Source organism: Neisseria sp. P0008.S010 (assembly GCF_051962715.1).
Taxonomy (GTDB): domain Bacteria; phylum Pseudomonadota; class Gammaproteobacteria; order Burkholderiales; family Neisseriaceae; genus Neisseria; species Neisseria elongata.
The window spans coordinates 1-2919 of record NZ_JBQCVA010000086.1 but is presented as its reverse complement, the minus strand read 5'-3'; the positions used below and the strand labels follow the sequence as shown (position 1 = coordinate 2919).

The following is a 2919-nucleotide window of genomic DNA, read 5'->3' as shown; positions in this document are numbered from 1 at the left end:
GGTTCGGGTTAAGGGTAAATCTGATTGCAGGACTGATTAATGCGATGGGATGAATATTTTCGCAAGAGGTCTAATACAGCTTTACCTTTCGGCGAAGCGTGTACTGTGATTGATGCGCAAGTGGCTAAACTCACTGACATACAATACATCATAGCTTTTATAACAATCTGTATAAACGATGCCGCCAGGCTTTACCCACTCGCAAATAATAGGCAGAAGGCAGCTGTTTACGTATTGGATACGACAACGGTATAAACCTTACTATTACGCTTTAAAAGCCCGAATGCAAAGACCTTCCCTGCCGCACCGCGCCTGTCTGCCTTTGTGATGCCCGCCAAAGTAGCTTTCATCTGCTTCTACTGCACCATCAAACATTTTCAAATGCGGGCTGCTGTGAAATATAAGCAGACGCAGCCGGTGGAAATAATAAGCTGCGGTATTTTTTGACGCCGACCAATTGGGTTGCCGCTCTGGCGGTAACGCCTGCAACGAATAGTTCGATGAGCTTATTTTGCTTATACTGACTTAGGCGGCTTCTTCTCATGGGGATAATTCTAGCTTGAATTGAATTCCCTAGTTATCTAGGACAGCCCCAACGGATTTATTGGGTGCTGATAATCCGGTTGATCTGCCATTCAAGAAACGGCGTATATGCCGAGGCGCGGCGGATGATGGCTTGGTCTTCGTTATCCGGCGTGCTTGGGCGGCTTTTGGCGGTTTGGATGTTTTTGTTGTCCCATTTGTGGAATGCTTTGCTGTGTTGGTGATAGAAACCGCGTTCGGTAATGATGACTTCGGGGTTGTAGCCGTAGCCGCACCATGCGGAATCGGGTTGTGGGGCGGTGAGGTTGCAGCCGGTTTGGTAGTAGCGTGATTTGGACAGGCTTAAGTTGTAGAGGGTCGGTAGGATGTCTTTGTGCGAACCTGCGCGTTCGGGATGGTATTCGGCGCTGCCGCGGTAGGCTTGCGGGACATAAAGGTAGAAGGGGACGCTGTGGCCGAGTGCGGCATCAGCGGATTCGGGATAGCCGATGGCGCGCATATTGTGGTCGCCGGTGGCGGCGATAATGGTGTCGGGCGCGATGGTTTTCACTTTGCCGATAAAGCGGCCGAGTTGGTCGTTGCTGTATCGGAAGGTGTTGAAAATTTCATTCAACTCTTTGCCTGAGGCGAGGTTGGCAAGGCGTTTTTGCTCTTGTTCGTCCAAACGGAAGTTTTTCGCCTGATGCGGCGCGGGCAGGCGGTAGGGCGGGTGGTTGGTCACGGACATCATCATGATGAATACGGGCGTGCCGCTTTTTTCGGCGCGTGCGAGTTCTTCTTCGGCATAGCGGAACATGAATTCGTCGGGCACGCCCCATGTGTCGGATTTTGCTTCGGGATAGTGGGTTTTGAGGGTGTTTTCATCGATGATTTCGTTGACGCCCAAGTGCCGCAGGAAGGTGTCGAAATCGCGCCAGCCGCCGTTGCCCGCCGTAATATAGACGACGCGGTAGCCGGCATCGAGATAGGGTTTGAACATATTGCCGAGGAAGGTTTTGTTTTTAGCAAGGGATTGGCTGAGGTTGAGGCGCGGGCTGCGGACGAAGAAGCGGTGCAGGGTGTCGCTGGTGCCGTCTCCCTCGGAAACGAATTTGCGGTACACCCAGTCTTGCTGCCAGTGTTTGCCCAGTTCGCCCAAGAGATCCCGTTCGGGATTGTCCATGTTCAAGAGATGTGCACTCATGCTTTCCATAACGGTGAGAACGACGTTGGGACGGTGTTTTTCGACGGCGGCGTTTGCGGCGGTTTGGGCAAAGAGCTGCGTCAAGTCAGCATCGGTTTTTTTATCGAGCAGGGTACTGATGAGCCGGCTGCCGTCTTCGTCGGAGACGGGATGGAAGTCGTTGCTGTTGCGGTATTCGTTGACTGCCCAGCTTAGGGAGGTCAGGGCGTTGGGAACGAGTTTGTTGATTTGCGGTGCGGCGGAAATCTGCATGGCGGTCTGACGCAGGGGGAATTTGCCGAACGAGCCGCGTATGCCTGCGGCAAGCGCGAGGACGGGTAAGAGGACGGCGGCAATCCAAGCGGTTTTTCCCCATGAGGTCGTCTGAAAGCGGGTGCGGCGGCGGATGAGGCTGAAGATTTTGCCGAAAACGAAAGCTGCGGCAATCAAGGCGGCCAGACAGGGGATGACGGGATAGTCCGACCAGACGGTTTTCAGGACAGCGCGGGTGTCTTCGTCCGCCAGCCCGAAGACGAAGACGTCAAATTGACGGTCGTAAACGCTGTAATAGAACCAGTTGCCCAGCGCGGCGGCAAAGACGGTCAGGAAAAGGACGGTTGCGACGGTAGGCAGGAGGCGTAGGGTAAAGGCGGCGGTTTTCTGCGTAGCCAGTCCGAACAGCCCGATCAGGAAGGGGAAGGCGGCGGCAACGGAGGCGATTTTGATGTCGAACAACAGCCCTTTGACAAACAAAGCCGCCAAATCGCCCGCGTAACGGCTGCGGATGTCGTCTGAAACGAAATGATGCAGCATGAAGAAACGTTCGGCAGAGAAAACGGCGACGATGGATGCCCATAAAATCAGGCAGATGAGGAGGGTTTTCCGATAGGCGGCAAGGCGGGTCATCATAATTGGCGGGTAAGATGGTTTGGATGTAAATTTATATCAAATTGGGTAAGGTGTGATTTTACGGTTTAGCGGTATGGCTTTCAAGATATGGCAAAGGATTATCGGGAATAGGAGGGGTTCAGACGACGCTTTATCCGACATTTCTGCGCTACTTCATTTATGTAGGAAGGGTTGCGCCGCTGTATGGGTATTTGGATTTTTGTTAAACCGGTTTGGGCGGTTTTATAGTAGACCTCTTGCGAAAGTATCCTGAAGATTTACAATTTCCAAATGAAATACGAAAACCTAATCCAAAGAAGCAACAG

1 protein-coding gene and 1 pseudogene are annotated in these 2919 nt (G+C 52.6%); both read right to left on the bottom strand.

Annotation, left to right across the window (positions count from 1 at the left end; translation table 11 throughout):
* Positions 1-87: 87 nt before the first annotated feature.
* Positions 88-544, bottom strand: a pseudogene (locus ACTHSL_RS12350) (IS1595 family transposase); the annotation flags it as partial.
* Between the two features lie 57 nt (positions 545-601).
* Positions 602-2614: an LTA synthase family protein gene (locus ACTHSL_RS12345; protein WP_440381625.1), complete on the bottom strand. Its 2013-nt coding sequence runs from the start codon at positions 2612-2614 to the stop codon at positions 602-604.
* Between the last annotated feature and the right edge of the window lie 305 nt (positions 2615-2919).